Source organism: Cypionkella sp. PAMC25878 (assembly GCF_058135695.1).
In genome coordinates this window covers 1,198,069-1,220,570 of record NZ_CM176871.1, presented here as the reverse complement: position 1 = coordinate 1,220,570, position 22,502 = coordinate 1,198,069, and the positions used below count along the sequence as shown (strand labels likewise).

Annotated in this window: 19 protein-coding genes; 12 read left to right on the top strand and 7 right to left on the bottom strand. The window is 61.4% G+C overall.

The genetic code is table 11. The annotated features are described in order from the left end of the window. Nucleotides 1–2,991: a DNA translocase FtsK gene (locus ACS5RD_RS05745; RefSeq protein WP_489930383.1), complete on the top strand. Its 2,991-nt coding sequence runs from the start codon at nt 1–3 to the stop codon at nt 2,989–2,991. A gap of 13 nt (nt 2,992–3,004) precedes the next feature. After that, a complete protein-coding gene (locus ACS5RD_RS05740; protein ID WP_489930382.1) occupies nt 3,005–3,364 on the top strand; it encodes a hypothetical protein in 360 nt (119 codons plus the stop codon). A gap of 39 nt (nt 3,365–3,403) precedes the next feature. Here the strand turns inward: ACS5RD_RS05740 and ACS5RD_RS05735 are convergent, their stop codons facing one another. From ACS5RD_RS05735 to ACS5RD_RS05720, 4 genes are all read right to left on the bottom strand, one after another. After that, nucleotides 3,404–3,712, bottom strand: coding sequence for a type II toxin-antitoxin system RelE/ParE family toxin (locus tag ACS5RD_RS05735; RefSeq protein WP_489930381.1), 309 nt, complete (start codon nt 3,710–3,712; stop codon nt 3,404–3,406). Further along, a complete protein-coding gene (locus ACS5RD_RS05730; protein WP_489930380.1) occupies nt 3,709–3,969 on the bottom strand; it encodes a CopG family ribbon-helix-helix protein in 261 nt (86 codons plus the stop codon). The genes ACS5RD_RS05735 and ACS5RD_RS05730 overlap by 4 nt, the downstream gene beginning before the upstream one ends. A 265-nt stretch (nt 3,970–4,234) precedes the next feature. Next, the gene (locus ACS5RD_RS05725) at nt 4,235–5,011 is read right to left on the bottom strand and encodes a hydroxypyruvate isomerase family protein (protein WP_054005445.1); all 777 of its coding nucleotides are present in this window, start codon (nt 5,009–5,011) and stop codon (nt 4,235–4,237) included. After that, nucleotides 5,011–5,580, bottom strand: coding sequence for a DUF1285 domain-containing protein (locus tag ACS5RD_RS05720; RefSeq protein ID WP_054005591.1), 570 nt, complete (start codon nt 5,578–5,580; stop codon nt 5,011–5,013). The genes ACS5RD_RS05725 and ACS5RD_RS05720 overlap by 1 nt, the downstream gene beginning before the upstream one ends. An 84-nt stretch (nt 5,581–5,664) precedes the next feature. Between ACS5RD_RS05720 and ACS5RD_RS05715 the strand changes: the two genes are divergently transcribed. The 4 genes from ACS5RD_RS05715 to ACS5RD_RS05700 are packed head-to-tail and all read left to right on the top strand — an operon-like array spanning nt 5,665 to nt 12,345. Further along, nucleotides 5,665–6,669: an AAA family ATPase gene (locus ACS5RD_RS05715; RefSeq protein ID WP_489930379.1), complete on the top strand. Its 1,005-nt coding sequence runs from the start codon at nt 5,665–5,667 to the stop codon at nt 6,667–6,669. Beyond that, nucleotides 6,666–7,532 (top strand): DUF58 domain-containing protein, encoded by an 867-nt coding sequence (locus ACS5RD_RS05710; protein WP_489930378.1) that lies wholly within the window; start codon nt 6,666–6,668, stop codon nt 7,530–7,532. The genes ACS5RD_RS05715 and ACS5RD_RS05710 overlap by 4 nt, the downstream gene beginning before the upstream one ends. Beyond that, complete coding sequence (locus tag ACS5RD_RS05705) at nt 7,529–10,279, top strand: DUF4159 domain-containing protein (RefSeq protein ID WP_489930377.1); 2,751 nt, start codon at nt 7,529–7,531, stop codon at nt 10,277–10,279. The genes ACS5RD_RS05710 and ACS5RD_RS05705 overlap by 4 nt, the downstream gene beginning before the upstream one ends. After that, the gene (locus ACS5RD_RS05700; RefSeq protein ID WP_489930376.1) at nt 10,276–12,345 is read left to right on the top strand and encodes a hypothetical protein; all 2,070 of its coding nucleotides are present in this window, start codon (nt 10,276–10,278) and stop codon (nt 12,343–12,345) included. Before ACS5RD_RS05705 ends, ACS5RD_RS05700 begins: the two co-directional genes overlap by 4 nt. On the opposite strand, the gene ACS5RD_RS05695 is transcribed toward ACS5RD_RS05700, so the two are convergent. Beyond that, entirely contained in the window at nt 12,326–13,018 is a 693-nt protein-coding gene (locus ACS5RD_RS05695) for a DUF599 domain-containing protein (RefSeq protein WP_235815548.1), read from the bottom strand. The genes ACS5RD_RS05700 and ACS5RD_RS05695 overlap by 20 nt on opposite strands. A gap of 100 nt (nt 13,019–13,118) precedes the next feature. Between ACS5RD_RS05695 and ACS5RD_RS05690 the strand changes: the two genes are divergently transcribed. The 6 genes from ACS5RD_RS05690 to ACS5RD_RS05665 all read left to right on the top strand — a co-directional run bounded on the left by ACS5RD_RS05690 (nt 13,119) and on the right by ACS5RD_RS05665 (nt 19,834). Continuing rightward, nucleotides 13,119–14,552 (top strand): FAD-linked oxidase C-terminal domain-containing protein, encoded by a 1,434-nt coding sequence (locus ACS5RD_RS05690; protein ID WP_489930375.1) that lies wholly within the window; start codon nt 13,119–13,121, stop codon nt 14,550–14,552. A 96-nt stretch (nt 14,553–14,648) separates the two neighbouring features. Beyond that, nucleotides 14,649–15,713, top strand: coding sequence for an FAD-binding protein (locus tag ACS5RD_RS05685; RefSeq protein WP_489931337.1), 1,065 nt, complete (start codon nt 14,649–14,651; stop codon nt 15,711–15,713). After that, nucleotides 15,713–16,984, top strand: coding sequence for a glycolate oxidase subunit GlcF (glcF, locus tag ACS5RD_RS05680; RefSeq protein WP_054005452.1), 1,272 nt, complete (start codon nt 15,713–15,715; stop codon nt 16,982–16,984). Before ACS5RD_RS05685 ends, glcF begins: the two co-directional genes overlap by 1 nt. A 57-nt stretch (nt 16,985–17,041) precedes the next feature. Next, nucleotides 17,042–17,842 (top strand): trypsin-like serine peptidase, encoded by an 801-nt coding sequence (locus tag ACS5RD_RS05675; RefSeq protein ID WP_489930374.1) that lies wholly within the window; start codon nt 17,042–17,044, stop codon nt 17,840–17,842. A 162-nt stretch (nt 17,843–18,004) separates the two neighbouring features. Continuing rightward, entirely contained in the window at nt 18,005–18,481 is a 477-nt protein-coding gene (locus tag ACS5RD_RS05670; protein ID WP_054005454.1) for an Hsp20 family protein, read from the top strand. Nucleotides 18,482–18,586: 105 nt separating this feature from the next. Beyond that, nucleotides 18,587–19,834, top strand: coding sequence for a trans-sulfuration enzyme family protein (locus ACS5RD_RS05665; protein ID WP_489930373.1), 1,248 nt, complete (start codon nt 18,587–18,589; stop codon nt 19,832–19,834). 10 nt (nt 19,835–19,844) lie between these two features. Here ACS5RD_RS05665 and ACS5RD_RS05660 read toward each other — a convergent pair whose 3' ends face one another. Then, nucleotides 19,845–21,920 carry a vWA domain-containing protein gene (locus ACS5RD_RS05660; protein ID WP_489930372.1) on the bottom strand — a complete coding sequence of 692 codons (2,076 nt, stop codon included), beginning with the start codon at nt 21,918–21,920 and terminating at the stop codon, nt 19,845–19,847. Then, a complete protein-coding gene (locus tag ACS5RD_RS05655) occupies nt 21,917–22,450 on the bottom strand; it encodes an RNA polymerase sigma factor (RefSeq protein WP_489930371.1) in 534 nt (177 codons plus the stop codon). The genes ACS5RD_RS05660 and ACS5RD_RS05655 overlap by 4 nt, the downstream gene beginning before the upstream one ends. Nucleotides 22,451–22,502 lie beyond the last annotated feature (52 nt).

Genomic DNA, 22,502 nt, shown 5'->3' with positions numbered 1-22,502 from the left:
ATGGCATCTTATCAAGCACGGCAACGCGATCCGCTGTTGGACCAAGGCACCACAGCGATGCTGGAACGCCGGGGGCGCGAGCTTTTGGGGCTAGCCCTGATCGCCTTGGCTTTCGCCTTCATGCTGATGCTGAACAGCTATTCCCCCGAAGATCCCGGCTGGATGGTCGCCACAGACGAGCCCGCCGCCAACACCCTTGGCCGCTTCGGCGCGGCCCTCGCGTCCACCCTGATCATCATCGGCGGCAAAGGCACATGGGCGATCCCGCTGATCCTATGCGCTTGGGGTCTGCGGTTTGTGCTGCATCGCGGAGCCGAGCGCGCCGTCTCCCGCATGGTCTTCGCCGTCATCGCCATCGCCATGGCCTCGGTCTATGCCGCCACCCTGCTGCCCTCCGCGATGTGGGTGCAAAGCTTCGGTATGGGCGGCTTGTTCGGCGACACCGTGGTTGGCGCGCTGATGAACATCATCCCCGGCGGCTCGGCCATTGGTCTGAAACTAATCTCGCTGGCCTCGGGCGCCGCAATGGTTGCCCTGACGCTGTTCGTCACCGGCTTCAACTTCCCCGAGATTCGCGCCGGCTTCCGCTTCCTGATCACCAGCCTGATCTACAGCTATTCCATCCTGCTCGGGGCCGCTGGCAAAGGCGCGCAAGGCACCACCCGCGCCGCCGCCGCCATCCAAGCCCGCCGCCGCCGCAACGCCGCCGAAGCCGCCCGACCAGACGAGACCCTGCGCGCGCCAGCCGATTGGCGCGAAGACCGCCCGCAATCCACTATCCGCCGCGCCGAACCGAGCGTTGAGGCCGCAGCCTTTGGCCGCCCCTCCACCTTACGCGCCGACGCCCGCTACCCTGAACCTCTCGCCGAGGCTCCGCAATACGCCCCCCCCCGCGAAAAACTCGGCCTTTTGGCCCGAATGCCCGCCCTGATGCGCCGCGCCGTTGATCCCGAACCCGAACTGATCGAACCCACACTCTCGCAAGCCGCCGATCACGCCGACATGCCGTCCGACGACCGCATCAAATCGCGGATTTCCGATGCCATCCGCTCGCGCACCCGCCCGCCCGAGGCGCAACTCTCCCCTCTCGCCGCCGCCATCCAGCGCCGCGAGCCGCCGCTACAACGCCCGCGCAGCCCCGCGCCGTTGATCGCCGACACCCGCCCGATCATACGCATCGAACCGCCCGTCACTGCCCCCAAAGCCCCCCTCCACAACGCCTTCGTGGAAACCGAAGACGATCAAGCCTTTGATCTGCCTGAAAACCACGGCTTCACCCTGACCGACGATGCGCATGACTACGCAGCCGACGACGACGCTGCGGATGAAGACGAAGATTACACCTCTGTCGCTGTAATCCCCCGCCCTGCTCCCACACCCGAGCGCCGCCCGGTTGTCCAGCATGCAGTGAAAAAACCCACTGCCCCCTCCACCCGCGCAGCAGCCGAGGCCCAGCCCCGCTTGCGCTTCGACGATCCCGCCCCGGCCTACGAACTGCCGCCAATCTCCCTGCTGGCCCCGCCATCTTCCGTCCAGCGCCACGCCCTCTCCGATGAAGCGCTGGAAGAAAACGCCCGCATGTTGGAATCGGTCCTCGACGACTACGGCGTCAAAGGCGAAATCGTCAGCGTTCGCCCCGGCCCGGTCGTCACCATGTACGAACTCGAACCCGCCCCCGGCCTGAAAGCCAGCCGCGTGATCGGCCTCGCCGACGACATCGCGCGCTCGATGTCGGCCCTCAGCGCCCGCGTCTCCACCGTTCCGGGCCGTACCGTCATCGGCATCGAACTCCCGAACGCCACCCGAGAAAAAGTCGTCCTGCGTGAAATCATCGCCGCCCGCGACTTTGGCGACAGCAACATGCGCCTGCCGCTCGCCCTTGGCAAAGACATCGGCGGCGATCCCATCGTCGCCAACCTCGCCAAAATGCCCCACCTGTTGATCGCAGGCACCACTGGCTCGGGCAAATCCGTCGCCATCAACACCATGATCCTGTCACTCCTCTACAAACTCTCGCCCGAAGAATGCCGCCTGATCATGATCGACCCGAAAATGCTGGAACTCAGCGTTTACGATGGCATCCCGCACCTGCTCTCCCCCGTCGTCACCGACCCCAAAAAAGCCGTTGTCGCGCTGAAATGGGTGGTGTCCGAGATGGAGGAACGCTACCGCAAAATGTCGAAAATGGGTGTGCGAAATATTGAAGGCTACAATGGCCGCGTCCGCGAAGCCCTATCGAAAAATGAGATGTTCAAGCGTACCATCCAGACCGGCTTCGATGAAGACACCGGCGAGCCGATGTTTGAAACCGATGAATTCCAGCCCGTCACCATCCCCTATATCGTGGTGGTGGTCGATGAGATGGCCGATCTGATGATGGTCGCAGGCAAGGAAATCGAAGCCTGCATTCAACGCCTTGCCCAAATGGCCCGCGCCTCCGGCATCCACCTGATCATGGCCACCCAGCGCCCCTCGGTCGATGTGATCACCGGCACGATCAAAGCCAACTTCCCGACGCGGATCTCCTTCCAAGTCACCTCAAAGATCGACTCGCGCACCATCCTCGGCGAACAAGGTGCCGAACAACTGCTCGGCATGGGCGACATGCTCTATATGGCCGGCGGCGGTCGCGTCTCCCGTATCCACGGCCCGTTTGTGAGCGATGAAGAAGTCGAAGAAATCGTCAACCACCTGAAATCCTACGGCCCGCCGGTCTATATGTCGGGCGTGATCGAAGGTCCCGAGGACGAAAACGCCGCCGAAATCGACAGCCTTCTCGGGCTCGGCTCCGACGGCCTAGACGACAGCCTCTACGACCAAGCCGTCGCCATCGTCGCCAAAGACCGCAAATGCTCCACCAGCTATATCCAACGCAAACTCGGCATCGGCTACAACAAAGCCGCGAAACTGGTCGAGCAGATGGAAGAACACTCGGTCATCACCGCTGCGAACCATGTCGGCAAGCGCGAGATTTTGCTGCCGGAGCATTGAGGGGCAAATTTGTATGAGAAAACACCTGATCATAGCGATGTTAGCGTTTTCGACCCCGGCACTAGCTGGGCAATATGAAGACTCCCGCGACGCAGCATATGGCGATGCTATGGTTATTTCGACTATTAAGGGTAATGTTTCAACTTGCGCCATCATCGGCACTCAAGTCGCCAATATCATGGTCAGTCGGCTGAATGGCGAGGCCATGTCAAAACAAATGTCAGAACAATATATGGCCTTCCACAAGTTCGTTATACGCGACGCATACAAGCAGCCATTTTATCAAACTCTTGAAATGAAGGAAAAGCTGGTTCGAGACTTCCGCGAGCGATATGAAGTTGAATGTTACGAAATTCTCGGCGCGAGTGGATAGTCGAACTGCGCAAGTCAGAGTGTGAAATCACTCTGCCCCCTACTCAGGCCACCGCCCCCTCGGCCAATCCCGTGCCGTATGAATGACGCGCACTATTGAAAGCTCCTCCGCTCCCGCCTGCGCAGAAATCACATAGACAATAATGTAAGGCAGCGAAGCCACAGACTTCTCATAAGTCCCAACCACCCGGCCCGCGCGTCCCGTCGCGGCCCGCCCAAGCGCCGCGGCAGCGGCCCGCAAAGCATCTACCACCCGACGCGCCGCATCAGGATTATCCGCCGCGATGTAAATCAGTTGCCCCTTCAGATCGTCCAGCGCATCGCGCGACCAAACGACAACCCGAGTCAAACCTTGCCGCCCTCTGCCGCATCAATCGCGGCATATAACTCCGCCATCGCCGCATCATCGGTCACGACCCGCCCCGCCTCGACATCGGCCAGACCGCGCTGAATACCGCCAATGATCGCCAACTCACGCTCGACATAATCCGCGACAGCCTCCGCCGCGAGAAACGAATTGCTGCGCCGGGTGTCCTGCGCAAGCTGCCCCAGCTTTTCTTTCAGATCAGAACTAATGCGAATGGTCATCGTCGTGCTGGCAGACATAAAAGCCTCCTGTGCTCACATGTACACAAAATAACACATATACATCTCTGTCGCAATATCATCGCCCCCCCCCTCAGGCTCACACTAAACAATTTCACATTGGCTCAAATATCACCGCCGGAGGCTCCCCCGTTGAGGCAATAGCTGCGTTCAAAAACTTGAAGTCCAACAACGCGCAAACCTTAAGAAGCCCTTAAAGGCGCCTATCTAACGTATTGATAAATATAAAATCTACCGATGCGCCGCGCGTGGACACACCCCAGCCTCAGACCCCGATCAACCGTGATCGCGCCTTCAAAGCCCCCAGCCAAGCCAGCCCATGCACGGTAGCGCGCGAGGGCCGATACTCCGCCGCGACCCAACCCTGATAGCCACTTTCATCCAAGCAGGTACAGAGCCCGGTCAAATCAAACCCGCCCCCACCCGGCTCGTTCCGGCTTGGAAACCCCGCGATCTGAACATGATTGACCCGCGCGCCATGCTTGGCCCAAACCGCCGCCGCATCGCCATGAATCCGCGCCGCGTGCCACAGATCAAACTGTATCCCGACCTGCGGCAAACCCAGATCATCCACAATCCGCCCCGCCTGATCGAAGTCGTTCAGGAAATACCCCGGCATGTCATCCGGGTTCAAAGGCTCCAAAGTGATCGTCAAATCTGGTGCCTGCGACGCCGCCCAAGCCAGATTCTCCGTATAAACCTGCTCCGCCTGCGGCCCCTTCGCCACCCCGGCCATCACATGAACCCTCGCTGCCCCCAACCGTGACGCCAGTTCCGCCGCCCGCAGGAAGCCATCGCGAAACCGCGTCTCCTCGCCGGGGACGGCAGCAAATCCGCGATCCCCAGCCGCCCAATCACCGGGAGGCGTGTTGATCATCGCCAGCGGCAAGCCAGCCAAAGCGGCTTCCCAGTCCTTGGCGGGATAGTCGTAGGGGAACAGGATTTCCGCACCATCAAATCCCGCCTGCGCGGCCAAGCCGGGGCGGTCGAGGGGGGAAACCTCGGTGAACAGCATAGTCAGGTTAGCGGCAAATAAAGGCATCAGCGCAGCTCTAGCGAAGGAATCACCGGAAAGAAACAACCATCTGACCAAAGCCCGAACCAGCTTTCCCCCAAATGGTCGTGATGCGCGCCCAATTCCATCAACCGGTAGAAGGATTTGCGATCAATCAAAGCCTCCAACCCCGCCCGGATATGCACATAGGGCGAAGGCTCCCCGCCTTCCCCCACCACCACGCGGATCGGATTGGCAGCATTTGCCACCACCTCATCTTCGGTTTTGGTGAAGAACCGCAAGCGCTGGCCCTCGCCAGCCCCCTCCACCTCAAAATCCACCGCCAGCATCGGCGCATCATCGACCCGGATCCGCACCTTCTCCCCCGGAGTGACCAAGAAGAACTCATCCCCCTCGCGCCGCAGAATCGAGGAAAACAACTTCACCATCGGCATTCGTCCTATGGGAGAGCCTTCGTGAAACCAGGTCCCATCCTTTGCTATCCGCATATCTATGTCGCCACAAAATGGCGGATGCCACAAATGCACCGGCGGCGGGCCTTTTTTTGCAGCGACTTGCACCGCAGCCAGCCCCTCGGCCAGCGGTTTCACGATCATTTGTGCATCTTCGCTTTTTGCCATTTGTACCCGGCGCCCAGATTGGATCATATGGCAGCATATAACCTGTTCCGGAGAATTGTCATGGCCGATCCCACCCAACTCGTCGCCGAGATCGAAAGCTTAGGCGTGCGGCTGGCGCAGGCGAAGGCCTCAATCAATCAGCGCTTTATCGGGCAGGACAAAGTGGTGGATCAGGTTTTGGCAGCGATGCTTTGCGGTGGTCATGCGCTGCTGGTCGGCCTGCCGGGGCTTGGGAAGACGCTGCTGGTCGATACCCTGTCCACCGTGATGGGCCTGAAAGGCAACCGCATCCAGTTCACCCCCGATCTGATGCCCGCCGATATTCTGGGGTCCGAGGTGCTGGAAACCGCCTCCGATGGCTCTCGTGCGTTCCGCTTCATCGAAGGCCCGGTGTTTTGCCAGCTTTTGATGGCCGATGAGATTAACCGCGCCAGCCCCCGCACCCAGTCGGCTTTGCTGCAAGCCATGCAGGAAAAGGAAGTCACCATCGCAGGCCAGCACCGCGCTTTGGGCCGCCCGTTCCACGTTCTCGCCACGCAAAACCCGATTGAGCAGGAAGGCACCTATCCTTTGCCAGAGGCGCAGTTGGACCGCTTCTTGCTGCAAGTCGATGTCGACTATCCCACCCGCGCGCATGAACGTGACATCTTGCTCGCCACCACCGGGGCCACAAAATCCGAATCGCATCAAGTGTTTAGCGCAGAGGAACTGCTGGCCGCCCAAACCATACTGCGCCGGATGCCGGTCGGTGATCAAGTGGTGGAGGCCATCCTGGATCTGGTCCGCGCCTGCCGTCCGGGCGAACCCGAGGGCCGCGATCTGGCGGGCAGCCTGTCTTGGGGTCCTGGGCCGCGTGCCGCGCAAGCCCTGATGCTGACCGTCCGCGCCCGTGCGCTGCTCGATGGCCGCCTGGTGCCCTCCATCGCCGATGTCGCCGCGATGGCGAAACCCGTGCTCGAGCATCGCATGTCATTGTCCTTCGCCGCCCGTGCGCGCGGCGAAACTCTGTCGGGCTTGATTGACCGCACCATCACCCGCGCCCTGCGCACCGAGGCCGCTGCGTGAGCATACCCACAGATCTTCGGGCGAGAGCCGAAACGCTCGGCCAATCGCTGCCAGCCTTGTTGGCAGAAGCCGAGCATTTGGCCGCAACTCTGATGCTGGGCGAACATGGCCGCCGCCGCGCGGGCCAAGGCGATGAATTCTGGCAATACCGCCCCGCGCATCAGGGCGATGCCGCGCGTTCGATTGACTGGCGCAGATCTGCCAAATCAGACGCGCATTTCGTGCGCGAACGCGAATGGCAGGCGGCGCAATCGGTGACGCTCTGGGTAGATGCCGCGCGCTCGATGGCGTTTTCGGGCGACAAAGACCGCGCCCCGAAACTCGACCGCGCCCGTCTGCTGGCACTCGCGCTTTCCGTCTTGCTGCTGCGCGGAGGCGAGCGTGTTGGCCTGTCCGGCACCACGCCAAAACCGGGCCGCGCGCAGATCATGGCGTTGGTCGAAGGTCTGTCTTCGGACAATCCCGACGACTATGGCACCCCCGATGTCGCTGGCATGGTCAGTCATGGCCGCGCGGTGTTCCTGTCAGATTTCCTCGGCAATCTTGATCCGTTGGAAACAGGCCTGACCCTTGCCTCAGATCGTGGCGTGCGCGGCGTGTTGCTTCAAGTGCTTGATCCGGCAGAGGAAGATTTCCCCTACCAAGGCCGAACCGTGTTCGAATCCATGCAAGGCAGCCTCCGTCACGAGACCCAATCCGCAGGCGATCTGCGCGCCCGCTATCTTGACCGTTTGGCTGAACGCAAGGCCCGTCTTGCCACTTTGGCCCGCGCGATGGGCTGGCATTACCACGGTCACCACACCGGACAATCGGCGCAAACCGCTCTGCTCTGGGCCTATAGCGCCTTGGAGGGCGGGCGATGAACATGCTCGCCTTCACCACGCCTTGGCTGCTCTGGGGCCTGATCGCGCTGCCAATCCTGTGGCTGCTGCTACGCGCCATCCCGCCCGCTCCGATCCACCGCCGCTTTCCCGCAGTGGTGCTGCTGCTGGGCCTGACCGACGAAGACCGCCAAGCCGACAAAACCCCGTGGTGGCTGCTTCTACTGCGCGCTTTGGCCGTCGCCGCCGCAATCATCGGCTTTGCGGGCCCGATCTTGAACCCTGAAAACCGCGCTCCCGGCTCTGGCCCCTTGCTTATCGTGCTGGATGGTGGCTGGGCAGATGCCAGCGATTGGCCGCGCCGGATGGACAAAGCCAACACCCTGCTGGCCGAGGCGGGTCGCGCTGGCCGCACCACCGCCGTGATCCGCTTGACCGACCTACCGCAGCCTGTCGAGTTTCAAAACGCCGACGCATGGGCAGGCCGTCTTGCCGCGATGGAGCCGCAACCTTTCGCGCCGCAAGGCTACGCAGATTGGGCAAAAATTCTGCCGAGCGAGAGTTTCGACAGCTACTGGCTCTCCGACGGCCTCGACCATCCGGGCCGCGATGCCCTGCTCAAAACCCTTCAATCCAAAGGCAGGCTCACCGCCTTCCTCGCCCCCCGCCCGGTCTTCGCCCTGCGCCCCGCTGCGTTTGAGGATGGCAAAATCACCCTCACCGCCGCCCGCCTCCCCGGTGAGGCTGCCGATCTGGACGTGATCGCGCGCGGCCCCGACCCCTCCGGTATCGACCGCGAACTCGCCCGCGCGCCCCTGCATTTTGACGCCAATGCGCCAGAGGCCAAAACCTCCCTCGACCTGCCGCCCGAATTGCGCAACCGCGTCAACCGTTTTGAACTCCTCGGCCAACGCTCCGCAGGGGCGGTCAGCCTCACCGATGACAGTCTGAAACGCCGCAAAATCGCGGTGATCGGCGGCACGCCTGACCGCGAAGGTCTGCCCCTTCTGCAGCCCAGCTACTACCTGCGCCAAGCCCTCACCCCCGTCGCCGATCTGGTTGAGGGTGGGCTTTCGGATGTGATCCCGGCCAATCCCGATGTAATCATCCTCGCCGATGTCGCCAAGCTGACTCCGGTTGAAACCGACGGCCTGTTGGAGTGGGTGAACAAGGGCGGTCTGCTGCTGCGCTTTGCCGGACCACGACTGGCAGCGTCGGAATTGTCGCGTGCGGAAGAAGACCCGCTGATGCCGGTGCGGCTGCGCGAAGGTGGCAGGTCAGTGGGCGGTGCGATGAGCTGGGGCGAGCCGAAAACCTTGGCACCTTTCCCGGAAAACTCGCCCTTTCATGGCCTGGCGATCCCCGATGATGTCACCGTAAGTCAGCAAGTCCTCGCCCAACCCGACCCCGACCTCACCACCCGCACCATCGCCGCCCTGACCGATGGCACGCCCCTCGTTACCCGCAAAGAAATCGGCGCGGGGCAAGTGGTGCTGGTGCATGTGACGGCAAATGCCGAATGGTCCAGCCTGCCACTTTCGGGGCTTTTCGTACAAATGCTTGAACGTCTGGCAGTGTCCACCAAACCCGCAGCGCCCGATGCAAAAGATTTGGCAGGGCTAACGTGGGTGCCGCAGAAGATCATGGATGGCTACGGGTTAGAGCGCGATGCAGGCGAAATCGCCGGGATAGCGGGCGAAACGCTGTCTAAAGCTATGGCAATTGGCCCCGGTCCGGGCCTGCCAGCGGGGCTTTACGCCAGTGCCGAACGCAAAGTCGCGCTGAATGTAATCTCTGCCAAAACCGCGATCACCGCCGCCACTTGGCCCGCAGACACCGTCATTGAGGGCATTGAGACGGTGAAAGCACAGGCGCTGAAAGGCATCTTGCTGACCGCCGCCATGCTGATGTTGGCCTTGGACGTATTGGCCGCGCTTTGGGTTTCGGGCCGTATCGGTGGTCTGGCCCGCGCCGCAGTCTTGCTGCTGGCCCTGATGATGCCGCACGATGCCCACGCACAGGTGCCTGATGACGTCAAAGCGCTGGAGGCGACGCGCGGTGTGGTGCTGGCCTATGTGCAGACCGGCGATGCCGCGATGGATCAGGTGTCAGAAGCTGGCTTGCGTGGCCTCAGCGATCAGCTTTGGCTGCGCACGGCGGTTGAACCCGAAGCCCCAATGGGCATTGATCTGGAAAAGGATGAACTGGCGTTCTATCCCTTCCTCTATTGGCCGATCACCCCAAACCAAGCGATCCCGTCAACCGCCGCCTATGCCAAGCTGAACCGCTTTCTGCGCACGGGTGGGATGATCCTGTTTGACACCCGCGATGGTGATATCGCGGGCTATTCGGGCGACACCACGCCGGAAGGCCAGATGCTGCAACTGATCGCATCCGGCCTCGATATTCCGTCGTTAGAACCGATGCCGAAAGACCATGTGCTGACCCGCAGCTTCTACCTGCTGCAAGATTTCCCTGGCCGTTTCGCAGGTGGCGCGGTGTGGGTTGAGGCCTCTGATCCCGAAGCGGAAAAGGCCGAAGGCATGCCCTTCCGCAACCTGAATGATGGCGTGACGCCGGTGATCATCGGCAGCGCAGATTGGGCCTCGGCTTGGGCCACTGACACCGACGGCGTGCCGATGTTCCCAGTGGGGCGCGGTTATGCGGGCGAGGATCAACGTGAGATTTCCTACCGCTTTGGCATCAACGTGATCATGCATGTGCTAACCGGAAATTATAAATCGGATCAGGTGCATGTGCCTGCCCTGCTGGAAAGGCTAGGCGAATGAGCCGGACCTTGGTTTTCGACCCCCTGATAGCCTTACCGGTGATCTGGGCCTTGGCAATCATCGCAGGCCTGCTGGTCGCCTTCGCTTTGTGGAAAGGTCTGCGCGGCGGGCCGTTGCGTGGCCTTGCCTTCATCGCTTTGGGCGTCGCGCTTGCGAACCCATCCTTGCAAGAAGAAAACCGCAAGCCCTTGTCCGACATCGTTTTACTACTGGTCGATGAAAGCTCCAGCCAAACTCTGTCAGACCGTAAAACGCAAGCAGAGGCTGCGGTCGCAAAGGTTACAGCCGAGGTCGAAGCCCTGCCAAACACCGAACTCCGCCTGATCCGCTTTGGCGACGGCCCCGAGGATGCAGGCACTCTGGCCATGACAGCGCTTGCGCAAGCCATGGCCGAAGAACCCCGCGCCCGGATTGCCGGAGCCATTCTGGTGACCGATGGACAAGTGCATGATCTTGGCCTCGCCCCGGCTTTGCCCGCGCCGTTGCAGGTGCTCTTGACCGGGAAAAAGCAGGATTGGGATCGCCATCTGATCATCAAAGACGCCCCTGCCTTCGCGATTTTGGGCGAAGAATTCACCCTGAAACTGAGAGTCGAAGACAAGGGCGCCGTGCCAGCCTCGGCTGGCACATCGGTGGCCCTGACCATCGGCGTCGATTCCGATGCCCCAATGACGTTTCAGATCCCGGTGAATGAGGATATGGAACTGCCCGTGCGCCTGCCCCATGCCGGGATGAACGTGCTGCAATTCTCGGTGGCCCCGGTCGCAGGCGAGTTGACCGACCGCAACAATGTCGCAGTGGTGCAGGTCAACGGTGTGCGCGACCGTTTGCGGGTGTTGTTGGTGTCTGGCGAACCCCATGCGGGCGAACGGGTCTGGCGCAATTTGCTGAAATCTGACCCGAGCGTGGACCTCGTGCATTTCACCATCCTGCGCCCGCCCGAAAAGCAAGATGGTGTCCCGGTTGAGGAGCTGTCGCTGATCGCCTTTCCGACCCGCGAGCTGTTCGTCGAGAAGATCAAAGATTTCGATCTGATCATCTTTGACCGCTACCGGATGCGCGGTATCCTGCCGATGGAATATATTGATAACGTTGTGCAATATGTCAAAAATGGCGGCACGGTTCTGGTCGCTGCAGGCCCCGAATTTGGCGCGGTGGACAGCCTGTGGCGCTCGCCTTTGGCCGAAATTCTCCCGGTGGAGCCGACCAGCCAAGTGATCGAGGAAGGCTACAAACCCAAGCTCACCGAGCTTGGTCGCCGCCATCCCGTGACCGAAGGGCTGGAAGCACTGTTCCCGAAAGGCTGGGGCCGCTGGTTCCGTCTGATCGACGTGAGCCTGCTGCGCGGTCAGGTTCTGATGTCTGGCCCGCAAGACAAACCATTGCTGGTGCTCGACCGCGTCGAAAAGGGCCGCATCGCAGTGCTTGCCTCGGATCAAGCGTGGCTTTGGGGCCGTGGCTACGAAGGCGGCGGACCGCAGTTGGAACTGCTGCGACGACTCGCACACTGGATGCTGAAAGAGCCGGAGTTGGAGGAGGAGGCGCTGACCGCCACCAACAAGGCAGACGTTCTGACCATCACCCGCCGCACGGTTTCCGACAAACCGCTGGGTGATCTGACCATTACCGGGCCGGATGGCAAAATCCAAACCCTGACCCTGCCGCCGATGGGTCCGGGCAAATACAGTATCGACTGGAAAGCCCCGGCCTTGGGCCTGTATCGCCTGCAACAGGATGATCTGGTGCGGGTGGTGGCCGTCGGCCCGTCTGCCCCGAAGGAGTTTGTCGAAACCTTGGCCAGCGCCGAAGGTCTCACCCCTGTCGTCGCCACCATGCAGGGCGGCATCCTGCCGATTGAGGCTGGCCTGCCCGGTATCCGCACCGTGCGTGAAGGTCGCCCTGCCGCAGGGCGCGGCTGGATCGGCGTCACCCCGCGCGGCGCGTTTGTGACCGAAGATCTGCGCATCAGCCCGCTGGTGCCCGGTTGGCTAATGTTGATCCTCGCCGCAGGTCTGGCGGTGGCAGCTTGGTTGGTGGAAGGTCGATTCAAGCGCCGCGCAGCATGACCTTGCGTGATTCCGAGGCGAACTCACGGCGGATCAGCATCGCAGAGGTCAGCAGCGTCGTCGCGATCAGAGGGTAGGGGCCAAGCAGCCAACCCAGACTGCCCAGTGCGAAATAGATCGAGTGCAAGCCTCGGTTAAAGCTTTTCGCCGCCGTTATGTTCAACTCTGCCGCCTGCTGCGCCCGGTGCGACGCTGCTGGATCACTGGGATCATTCGGAACCGCCGCCATCATGATCGCACAATAGCCAAACAGCCGGTTCGACCAGATAAACTTCAGCACCGCATTGGCCAGAAACACAATCACCAGCAGCACCCGCAGTTGCAACCCGGTGGCATCGGCGGGCAGGGTCAGATCCTCTGCCAGCCCGACAATCGCCGCCGGATTGCCGATCAGCGCGATGCCGCCGCCAATCGCGATCAGCGAGGCGCTGGCAAAAAACGCCGTGCCCTGCCGCAGACTGTCGATCATCGAAGCGTCAAAAATCCGCGGCTGCCGGGTCAGAAACTGCCGCATCCATTCGCGTCGATATTCTTTCATCAACACAGTGACCGAAGGACGGCTGGCAGGCGGGTGCTCGATCAACCAGCCGATCCCTGCCCACGCAATCAAAGCCAGCGCCACAGAAAGCGCGTCGATGGTGCTGAACGGGCCGAGACTGATCATACTTTGCATGCCACAAACCTATGCTTTCACGGCAAATCTGGGAAGGGCCAACAGTATCTTGCCATTTCAAAAAATTGGTTATATTTTTTGACCACGCAAGGAGTCTGTCATGGATATGCCGATCCCCAATGCCGCCATCGTCGCGCGCAAATCTGCCATTGTCGCACGGTTGCGCAGCGTTCTGCCTGCGGATGCGGTGATCAGCGATCCGGCGGAAACCCGCGCCTATGAATGTGATGCGCTGACCGCCTACCGCTGCGCTCCCCTCGTCGTCGTCCTGCCCCGCACCACCGCCGAGGTCGCCGCCGTTTTGGGAATTTGCCATGAAGAACAAGTGCCTGTGGTGCCGCGTGGCTCTGGTACTTCGCTGGCCGGGGGCGCTTTGCCCACCGCCGATTGCGTGATATTGGGCGTGTCGCGGATGAACGCAGTGCTGGAAACCGACTACGACAATCGTTTCATCCGGGTGCAATCGGGCCGCACCAACCTGTCGGTGACGGGGGCGATTGAGGCCGATGGCTGGTTCTATGCTCCCGATCCTTCCAGTCAACTCGCCTGCGCCATCGCGGGCAATATCGCGATGAACTCGGGCGGCGCGCATTGCCTGAAATATGGCGTCACCACCAACAACCTGCTGGGCGTGACCTTGGTGCAAATGGATGGCACAGTGGTCGAGGTCGGCGGGCCATGGCTGGATTCTGGTGGGATTGACCTTTTGGGAGTGATTTGCGGCTCGGAAGGGCAGCTTGGCGTCGTAACAGAGGCCACCCTGCGCATCCTGCCGAAACCCGAAGGCGCGCGGCCCGTTCTGGTCGGCTTTAACTCCAACGAAGTCGCAGGCACCTGCGTGTCTGACATCATCAAAGCCGGCATCCTGCCCGTTGCCATTGAATTCATGGATCGCCCCTGCATCCGCGCGACCGAGGCCTTCGCCAAAGCCGGCTATCCCGATTGCGAGGCTTTGCTGATCATCGAGGTCGAAGGTTCACCGTCTGAAATCGCCGAACAACTCTCCCGCATCAAGGCCATCGCGATGACCCACAATCCGGTGGAATTTCGCGAAGCAGCCGACGAAGACCAAGCCAAACGCATCTGGCTGGGCCGCAAATCGGCGTTCGGAGCAATGGGACAGATCAATGATTACATGTGCTTGGATGGCACGATTCCGGTCTCGGCTCTGCCCTACGTGCTGCGCCGTATCGGCGAGATGAGCGCCGCTTGCGGTCTGGACGTCGGCAATGTGTTTCACGCAGGCGACGGCAATATGCACCCGTTGATTCTGTTCGACGCCAACAAACCCGGCGATCTGGAACGCTGCGAGGCGTTTGGCGCGGATATCCTGAAGCTCTGTGTCGAGGTTGGTGGTTGTTTGACAGGAGAGCACGGCGTGGGGATAGAGAAGCGCGACCTGATGGCGGTGCAGTTCAATCCGGTCGACCTAGAGGCGCAGTTGCGGGTCAAGGACGTGTTCGATCCGGCGTGGCTGTTGAACCCGGCGAAGGTGTTTCCCTTAGATGTAACGGCGGGGCGGAGCGCGGGTTGAAGCGCCGGGACTGTCTGCCCACCAGTCCATTGATTTCTTGAACTAATAGCGAAACCAACGGACTACCCCAAGGATATTTGAGCACAGAGGATGACCATGCGACCTGCTTCGGAAAGCGAACTGAGCGAGATGATCCAAGCCGCGCAGGCTTTGCATATCCAAGGCGGGGGCACGCGTGGAGTTGGGTGCGTGGTGGGCGAGGTGTTGGATACCAGTGGGTTGAGCGGTGTTGAATTGTATGAACCCGGCGCTTTGACTTTGGTGGCGCGGGCGGGGACTCCGCTGGCCGAGATCAATGCACTGCTGGCCTCTGAACGGCAGCGCTTGGCTTTTGAAGTGCCCGATATGCGCGCAGTTTTAGGTCGTCAGGGTGTCTCAACCATCGGCGGCGTGGTGGCCGCCAATGCCTCCGGCCCGCGCCGTGTGCAGGTTGGGGCCTGCCGCGATGCCTTGCTCGGGGTGCGCTTTGTCGATGGCCGGGGCGATGTGATCAAGAACGGCGGGCGGGTGATGAAGAATGTCACCGGCTATGATTTGGTCAAGCTGATGGCCGGAGCACATGGTGCTTTGGGCGTGTTGACCGAACTGTCGTTCAAAGTGCAGGCGGTGCCAGAGGCCGAGGTGACGCTTGTGGCCGAGCGGGCTTTACCGCAGGGGTTGGCGGATTTGCGGGCCGCACTTAGCTCTCCCTATGACATTTCGGGCGCGGCTTGGATACAGGGCCGGGCGATGATCCGGCTGGAAGGTATGGCCGGATCGGTCGCATACCGTGCGGGGAAGTTGCGGGATTTGCTCGGGTTTGAAGAAGCGCCAAGTGATTGGGCGGCGATCCGCGATGTGTCTGCTTTTGCTAGGCGGACGGGAACCGTCTGGAAGCTGTCAATCAAGCCAACCGAAGCCGCAGCCCTGATCCAGCGCCTTGGGCTGGAGGCGATTTGCGATTGGGGCGGCGGGCTGGTCTGGCTGCTCGATCCATCAGCTGCGGCGGATGTGCGTGGCGCAGTGGCAGGGATCGGCCATGCCACCCTGATACGGGCCTCGTCGGGGATGGAAACCATTCCTGCCTTCCCACCAGAAGCCCCCGCCGTGGCCACCCTCACCGCTGGCCTGCGGGCAAAATTCGATCCACGCAGCGTTTTCAATCCGGGGATGAGGAGCTGATGCAGACGCATTTCACTGAAACTCAACTGCAAGACCCAAAACTGGCCGAAGCCAACAAGATCCTGCGATCCTGCGTGCATTGCGGGTTTTGCACCGCAACTTGCCCGACCTATCAAGTGCTTGGTGATGAGTTAGACAGCCCGCGTGGTCGGATTTATCTGATCAAGGAAATGCTGGAAACCGGACGGCCCGCCGATGCGCGCACCGTCAAACATCTGGATCGCTGCCTGTCGTGCCTCGCCTGCACCACCACCTGTCCGTCTGGTGTGGACTATATGCATCTGATTGATCAGGCGCGGGCCTATGTCGAGAAAACCTACAAACGCCCGCTCTCAGATCGCCTACTGCGCTGGGTGCTCGCCAAAGTGATCCCGCATCCCACCCGCTTCCGGCTTGCGCTGTTTGCCGCTAAACTGGGCCGACCCTTCGCACGGTTGATCCCGGATGCGAGGCTGAGGGCCATGCTGGCAATGGCTCCGAGAACCATCCCCCCGGTCAGCCGCAACGATGATCCGCAAAGCTTTGCGCCCACTGCGCCCAAGCGGATGCGCGTGGCTTTGATGACCGGATGCGCGCAAAAGGCACTGAACACCGATATCAACGACGCCACCATCCGTCTGCTGCGGCGTTTGGGTTGCGAGGTGGTGGTGCCGCGCGGCATGGGCTGTTGCGGTGCGCTGACGCATCACATGGGGCGCGAGGCCGAAAGCCATACCGCCGCCCGCGCCAATATCGCCGCGGTTATGGCTGAAACGCGTGGTGCTGGCTTGGATGCGATTGTGATCAATACCAGTGGGTGCGGCACCACCGTTAAGGATTACGGCCATATGATCGGCACGGCAGAGGCCGCTGAAGTATCCGCCCTGACGCTGGATATATCCGAGCTGTTGCAACGCCTTACCCTGCCGGAAGGTGCGCCCAAAGGCTTGACCGTCGCCTATCATGCCGCCTGTAGCCTGCAACACGGCCAGCAAATCAAAACTGCGCCAAAAGACCTGCTGAAGCGTGTAGGCTTCACCGTGGTCGAGCCTGCCGACAGCCATCTGTGCTGCGGATCAGCAGGCACCTACAACCTGCTGCAACCCGAGATTTCGCAGGCATTACGAAGCCGCAAAGTTCAAACCCTAGAGGCCAAGCATCCCGATATCATCGCGGCCGGTAATATCGGCTGCATGATGCAGATCGGCGCGGCGACAGCCATCCCCATCGTGCATACGGTTGAACTGCTGGATTGGGCCACAGGTGGGCCGAAACCGCGCGCCTTGGGGTGATTTGCCTCACATCTGCCTCACTTTTTGGCTAGATCGGGCGACCAGACCGGAGAACCCATGCGCTTTGCCCTCATCGCCCTGCTTGCCCTTGCCAGCCTGCCCGCTGCGGCACAGGAATCCCCCCTCATCAGCCTGCAAACCGGCGATGATTCAAAGGGTTGGAACGCGGTTGGGCGATTGAACCTAGGCGACCGTGGTTTTTGCACCGGCACCCTGATCGCCCCCGATCTGGTGCTGACCGCCGCCCATTGCCTGTTCGACAAAGAAACCGGGGCGCGGATTGACGCCCGGGATATCCATTTCCTTGCCGGTCTGCGCAATGGCCGCGCCGAGGCCTATCGCAACGTGGCCCGCGCCGTCGCCCACCCGGATTACGCCTATTCCGGCGAGGACGATCTGGATCGCACTGCCTTTGATGTCGCCGTGCTAGAACTGGATCAGCCGATCCGCCTGCCCTCGATCCAGCCGATCGGCACCACGTCGCCGCCCTCCTTAGGCGATGAGGTTGGAGTGGTGTCTTACGCGCAGGATCGCGCCGAAGCGCCTTCGCTGCAACAGATATGCCATGTGATTGATGGCTCGGACAAAGTGCTGGTGCTGTCCTGCGATGTGGATTTCGGCTCCTCCGGTGCGCCGATTTTCACGGTGAAAAACGGCGTGCCGCAGATTGTCTCGGTGGTTTCGGCCAAGGCGGAATCGGACGGCAAAAAGGTCTCGCTCGGCACCCCGCTTGAAGCGCCTTTGGCCGTTGTGCTGGCAGAACTGGCGAAAGAAAGCCGGGCGGTTTCAGTGGCGGGCACCAAGGTCAACACCCTTTCCGGCGGCAAAGCCAGCGGCGCAAAATTCGTCAAACCCTGATTCCTCGACTCTTGCTGGGTCTTGAAACCCGCCAAAGCGCTTCCCAAATCAGCGTAGTCCCCAAGGTGCCGCAATCGGGCTTCGGGGGCGTCAACCGCCTTGCCCTTCTGGGAAGGCTTCCGCGCCGTTCACAAAACGGCCATCGCTTGAAAGAGGATGACTATGCGCAATTTTGATTTCGCTCCGCTCTACCGTGCCACCGTTGGCTTCGACCGTATGGCCGATCTGGTTGATCGTGCCCTGAACGCCGATGTGGCCCAGCCCACCTATCCTCCTTACAACATTGAGAAAACCGCCGATGATGCCTATCGCATCTCGATCGCCGTCGCCGGTTTCTCGCCCGATGAGCTATCGGTAGAGGTGAAAGACGGTGCGCTGCACGTCACCGCCCGCAAAGCGCCTGAGACTGAAGGCCGCGCCTATCTGCACCGTGGCATCGCCACCCGCGCCTTTGATCGCCGCTTTGCTTTGGCCGATCATGTCCGCGTCGCCGGGGCAGCCCATGAACACGGTATGCTGCATATTGATCTGGTGCGTGAAACCCCGGAGGCGCTGAAACCCCGCCGCATTGAGATCGGTCGCCGCGTCGATGTTGAGACGAAAGCGGTTGAGGCACAGGTCGAAACCGCCAACGCCTAAACACCACACCGACCCAAAAGGCCCGGCCCTGCGCCGGGCCTTTTGCTTTGCCTCACGCTCTGCGATACTCTGGGCCACAGCGGCAACCAGCCGTATGGAGAGCAGATGAAAGCCCACCTTCCCCCCAAACAAATCACGGCTGTTGAAACTCCGCACCCGATGCACCCCGCCACCCGCGCGCTGGATGGCGGCCTGCGTCCCGATCCGATCACCGGGGCCATCGCCCCCAGCATTTCCATGTCCGTCAACAACGTCTTCACCCCCGGCGGCTCTGCATTTTCCGCCGATGGCATTGGGGATCTGACCGAACTGCCCTACCTTTACGCCCGCTGGACCAACCCGACTGTCCGCGATCTGGAACGCCGCCTCGCCAGCCTCGAATCCGCCGAAGATGCCCTCGCCACCGCCACCGGAGTCGCCGCGATTGCTGCAACCTTTCTGGCGCTGCTGAAATCGGGTGATCATCTGATCATTTCCGACGTGTGCTATGCCGGGGCTTACGAACTCGCCACCCGGATTTTGCCCGGTTTTGGCATTGAGGTCACGCCAGTGAACCTCTCAAACCTCGATGCCCTCAAGGCCGCCCTGCGTCCGAACACCAAACTGATCCATGCCGAAAGCCCCTGTAACCCCTTACTGCGCTTGACGGATCTTTCCGCGCTGGCCGAGATTGCCCGCGCCGCAGGCGTGTTGACTTCGGTGGACAGCACCCTCGCCACCCCCGTGATAACCCAGCCACTGACCCATGGCATGGATCTGGTCATCCACTCATTAACAAAGTTTATGAACGGCCATGGCGATGCCTTGGGCGGCGCTGTGATTGGCCGCAAAGAGCTGATTTCCCGCATCCGCGCCTCGTCTGGGGTCTATCTCGGCGCGGCACTGTCGGCACAAAACGCGTGGCTGATCCTGCGCGGCATCGACACTTTGTTTCCCCGCCTGCGCACCGCCTCCGAGAACGCCATGGTGCTCGCAAAGCATCTGGAAGCGCATCCCAAAGTCTTGGCCGTCACCTACCCCGGCCTTGCCAGCCATCCGCAACACGCCCTTGCCGCCCGCCAAATGGCGCTGCCCGGCGGCATGATCACCTTCCAAACCGCCGATCCCGAAGCGGTGGCACAAAAGATGGCCGCGCGGTTCCGTGTGATGCACTACGCCTTTTCACTCGGCCACCAACGCAGCATCTGCGTCCATATCGGCACCGATGATATCATGGCCTCGACCTACCGCATGACAGGCGAAAGCCTTGCAGATTACAAGCGTTTCGCAGGCGAAGGCGTGTTCCGCCTATCGGTCGGCTTGGAAGATGCACGCGATCTGATCGAGGATCTGGACCGCGCGCTGGCCGATTAATGCGCCCGATTTAACGCTGGGACAAAGCCTTGGCGGTGCGCATCAGGTTCACCGCCTCAATCCGGTAGCCGAACTCGTCCGCACCGCGCGAGGCGAGGGCCAGAGCAATCGCCTGATCCCAGCCCCAAGCGCCGAGATACTTGGTATCGGTCAAAAGCTGCCCAAACCCCGCAATCGCGGCGGCAAAGCGGGTTTCATCCGTCACCGGCATCCCCGGCACAATTGGGGTTTCCTGTAGGGTGCTGTCTTTGCCGCCGGGCGCAACCGAGCGCAGCCGCAGATAACCCAGTTCACTGGAACCCTCCGGCGCCTTAGCCGAACCATAGCGCAGCGGATCATTCCGCAACGCCGCACTCCCCGGCGCGGTCACCTCATAAATCGCCGTCACCGCCGTGCCCGCGCCAATATCGCCCGCATCCACCTTGTCATTGTTGAAATCTTCACGCGCCAAAGCGCGGGTTTCATAGCCAATCAACCGATACTCCGCGACCTGTGCCGGGTTCCATTCCACCTGAATTTTCACATTATCTGCAATCGGATATAGCGCCCCGGTCACCTGATCGACCAACACTTTGCGCGCCTCATTCAGCGTGTCGATATAAGACGCCGTGCCATTGCCGTTCTGCGCCAGTGCTTGCATCGTCGCGTCATCGAGATTGCCGCGCCCAAAACCTAAGACCGACAGATACACCCCGCTTTCGCGCTTCTTGGCGATGAAGTCCTTCAACGCCCCTGGGTCATCAATGCCGACGTTGAAATCGCCATCGGTCGCCAACAGCACTCGAGAAACCTCGCCCTCGGCTTTCATGCTGTCCGCCACCTGATAGGCCAGTTCCAACCCCTGCGCGCCCGCAGTCGATCCCCCCGCCGAAAGTTGATCCAACGCCGCCATGATCGCCGCCGTATCACTGGCCTTGGTGGGCGGCAACACTTCGCCCGCACTTCCCGCATAGGCCACAATCGCCACCTGATCCTCTGACCGCAACTGCCCCAACATCAGCCCCAGCGATTGCTTCAACAGCGGCAGCTTGTTGGCATCCTCCATCGAGCCCGAGGTATCCACCAAAAACACCAAGTTCAGCGGAGGCCGATTTTCCACCTGCGGCACCGCGCCCTGAATGGCGATATTCACCAGCCTTGTGTTCGGGTTCCACGGTGTCGGCATCACGGTAATGGTGGGCCGAAACGCCTGATCGCCTTGGGGTTTCGGATAGGCGTAAGGGAAATAATTCACCATCTCCTCGATCCGCACCGCGGCCGGATCCGGCAGGTACCCCGCGTTCAGACCTGATCGCAACGTCGCATAAGACGCCGTATCTACGTCAATCGAAAAGGTCGAGACGGGTTCTTCCGCCGTCACCTTCACAGGATTGGCGTCAGCATTGGCGAAGGTTTCGGTATTGGGCTGCGGCAATGGGGCGGGTTCCATCACGGGCATCGGCGCTGCGGGCTCAGCGGCATAGCTGTCGGCCGCCATTTTGGCGACGGCGCGCCCGGTTGGCATCGGCGCGGGTGCTATCGCCTGCTCATCACGCATCACCGCTTCAGGCTCTGCCAGCGTTGCAGTTTGGGCAGCATCCGCTGCGACATCAGCATCAGTCTTTGCTTGCTTATCTGCCTTCGCCTTGGCTTCCGCTTTGGCTGGAGCCTCGGCTTCGGACACTTGGGGCGCTGGCTTTGCCTCGGTGGTGTCATTCTGCGTTTGGAGCATAGGCTCTGGCAACGCATCCGGCACGGTCAATTCAGCAGGCGCATCCACTTGCGCGATGGGCTTGTTGCCGCGCGCCTCCTCCATCGGCCCCTTCCCCGACAACGGCAGGATCACCACAAACCCCACCAACAGGGCAGCGACAGATGTGGTAGCGGCAAGAATAGGTTTCATTTTCAAAGCGTTCAGCATGGCGAGCCCCCTTTGCAAGATACCCGCCTTCACAGGGCGGTCTTGCTTAGGACGCATCACCTCGGTCGATCCTTGGAGCCGATCAAAATTTTCCCTCGCCAACCGCATAGCGACAGCTTTGGCAGCGGGATCGGGCGCGGGCACAGCGCGCAAAGCAGCTTTCAGGGCGTCAAGCTCATCACTCATCTTGCTTCCTCCGCCATCGCGCGCAGGCGTTTTTTCACCTCGGACATCCGCCAAGCCACCGTGCCTTCCGACACCCCCAGTACCAAGCCCGCCTCGGCCTGAGTCATCTCCTCGCCCAGCACCAGTGCAACCGTATCGCGCAACTCAACCGACAATCGCGCCATCGACTGCGCCAGCCAATCCTGCGCCTCTGTCTGCACTTTAATCTCATCCTGCCGCGCAATTTCCCAATCGCCCCAACCGCTCGCCGCCTTCGCATGGGTGGCCTGACGGCGGCGCAGATCGTGGGCGGCGTTCATCACCACCCGGTAAAGCCAAGTGGTAAACCGTGCGTCACCACGCCAATGCCGTAGCTTCACGGGCAATGCCGCGCAAATATCCTGCGCCAGATCCTGCGCCTCGGCCCGTAGTCCGATCAAGCGATAGGCCAGCCCGTAAATCCGGTCGTAATGCCGTTCCACCAGCAGCGCGAACGCATCCCGATCACCGCCAGCGGCGGCAGAGGCGAGGGTCTCATCTGGGGTTTCCATCAGCATGACTTTAATGAGACGCAGCAGGTCCCGCAATCCTTGGCAGGACGGC

What these genes read in the sequence shown, in the direction of transcription:
- ACS5RD_RS05745 (WP_489930383.1), top strand. Translation starts at nt 1, where the DNA reads ATGGCATCTTATCAAGCACGGCAACGCGATCCGCTGTTGGACCAAGGC.
- ACS5RD_RS05740 (WP_489930382.1), top strand. Translation starts at nt 3,005, where the DNA reads ATGAGAAAACACCTGATCATAGCGATGTTAGCGTTTTCGACCCCGGCA.
- ACS5RD_RS05730 (WP_489930380.1), bottom strand. Translation starts at nt 3,969, where the DNA reads ATGTCTGCCAGCACGACGATGACCATTCGCATTAGTTCTGATCTGAAA.
- ACS5RD_RS05725 (WP_054005445.1), bottom strand. Translation starts at nt 5,011, where the DNA reads ATGCCTTTATTTGCCGCTAACCTGACTATGCTGTTCACCGAGGTTTCC.
- ACS5RD_RS05720 (WP_054005591.1), bottom strand. Translation starts at nt 5,580, where the DNA reads ATGATCGTGAAACCGCTGGCCGAGGGGCTGGCTGCGGTGCAAGTCGCT.
- ACS5RD_RS05715 (WP_489930379.1), top strand. Translation starts at nt 5,665, where the DNA reads ATGGCCGATCCCACCCAACTCGTCGCCGAGATCGAAAGCTTAGGCGTG.
- ACS5RD_RS05705 (WP_489930377.1), top strand. Translation starts at nt 7,529, where the DNA reads ATGAACATGCTCGCCTTCACCACGCCTTGGCTGCTCTGGGGCCTGATC.
- ACS5RD_RS05700 (WP_489930376.1), top strand. Translation starts at nt 10,276, where the DNA reads ATGAGCCGGACCTTGGTTTTCGACCCCCTGATAGCCTTACCGGTGATC.
- ACS5RD_RS05695 (WP_235815548.1), bottom strand. Translation starts at nt 13,018, where the DNA reads ATGCAAAGTATGATCAGTCTCGGCCCGTTCAGCACCATCGACGCGCTT.
- ACS5RD_RS05690 (WP_489930375.1), top strand. Translation starts at nt 13,119, where the DNA reads ATGGATATGCCGATCCCCAATGCCGCCATCGTCGCGCGCAAATCTGCC.
- ACS5RD_RS05685 (WP_489931337.1), top strand. Translation starts at nt 14,649, where the DNA reads ATGCGACCTGCTTCGGAAAGCGAACTGAGCGAGATGATCCAAGCCGCG.
- glcF (WP_054005452.1), top strand. Translation starts at nt 15,713, where the DNA reads ATGCAGACGCATTTCACTGAAACTCAACTGCAAGACCCAAAACTGGCC.
- ACS5RD_RS05675 (WP_489930374.1), top strand. Translation starts at nt 17,042, where the DNA reads ATGCGCTTTGCCCTCATCGCCCTGCTTGCCCTTGCCAGCCTGCCCGCT.
- ACS5RD_RS05670 (WP_054005454.1), top strand. Translation starts at nt 18,005, where the DNA reads ATGCGCAATTTTGATTTCGCTCCGCTCTACCGTGCCACCGTTGGCTTC.
- ACS5RD_RS05665 (WP_489930373.1), top strand. Translation starts at nt 18,587, where the DNA reads ATGAAAGCCCACCTTCCCCCCAAACAAATCACGGCTGTTGAAACTCCG.
- ACS5RD_RS05660 (WP_489930372.1), bottom strand. Translation starts at nt 21,920, where the DNA reads ATGAGTGATGAGCTTGACGCCCTGAAAGCTGCTTTGCGCGCTGTGCCC.
- ACS5RD_RS05655 (WP_489930371.1), bottom strand. Translation starts at nt 22,450, where the DNA reads ATGGAAACCCCAGATGAGACCCTCGCCTCTGCCGCCGCTGGCGGTGAT.